The 898-nt window shown below is 42.3% G+C and carries 1 protein-coding gene; it reads left to right on the top strand.

Going from position 1 to position 898, the window contains the following annotated elements; genetic code table 11:
* A partial coding sequence (locus ACFEL9_RS26145) for a transposase (protein WP_385896371.1) occupies nucleotides 1-538 on the top strand: 538 nt, incomplete at its 5' end.
* Nucleotides 539-898 lie beyond the last annotated feature (360 nt).

The following is an 898-nucleotide window of genomic DNA, read 5'->3' on the forward strand; positions in this document are numbered from 1 at the left end:
CCGGGAAATGAAGAGCTGGATCGCTGATATAAAATGGAAGTACAGCAGCGCAGCAGAAAGTATGCGTAGCCGCTTAAAGCAGCTGGAGTTTATGTGGTATGAAGAATTACATATCAGCAATGCATTGAGAGCCTATTGTCGAAAACATTACCGCAAGGATTATTATCTATACAAAAGTGTGCCGGGTATTGGTGGTATAACGGCGGCAGCCATCATTGCTGAACTGGGTGATATCCGCAGATTCAGCCGGCTTGATGAACTAGCCGCTATTGTGGGCCTGGTACCAGGTATCTATCAAAGCAGTGAAAACAAAATCAATATGGGTTTAACCAAAAGAAGTAATCATCAACTCAGAAGCTTATTGGTAGAGGCTAGTTGGGTAGCTGTAAGAGAGGATATGGCCCTGCAGCAATATTACCGCAAACATGCTCATAAGGAACCCAATAAAGCCATCATCAAAGTTGCGCATAAACTACTAGGTCGTATAAGGGCTGTCATTCATTCTGGTATACCCTACCAAGCCGGACTGATAAAATAATTTTTAATTAAGCTCATCTGAAAGCATGATCAAAAGCAGACTGCATAACATGAGGAGTGGCACCCATCAATCGCGGGAGGACCACATCGCAAAGCAGGCAGCTGCTTTTATTGAACTAAGACTGATGCAGGTAGCTTTCTGCAAATGGAAGACTACAAATAGGATGCGGAGCTAATTACTAAAAATAAAAATGTTCCGCTGTGTCTTTGAACGATTGTAGGATCGACAGAATATATCCCGGCTGCAGCAACTACAATCATTCAAATCCCCAGCGTCCTAAAAAATATTATGTAGTACCGTTTATAAACATATTGCCCCTTTAGAAGAAAACTGAAACCTCTCACACCGCTTTACATAGGA

It is taken from the genome of Terrimonas alba (genome assembly GCF_042434975.1).
Taxonomy (GTDB): Bacteria; Bacteroidota; Bacteroidia; order Chitinophagales; family Chitinophagaceae; genus Terrimonas_B; species Terrimonas_B alba.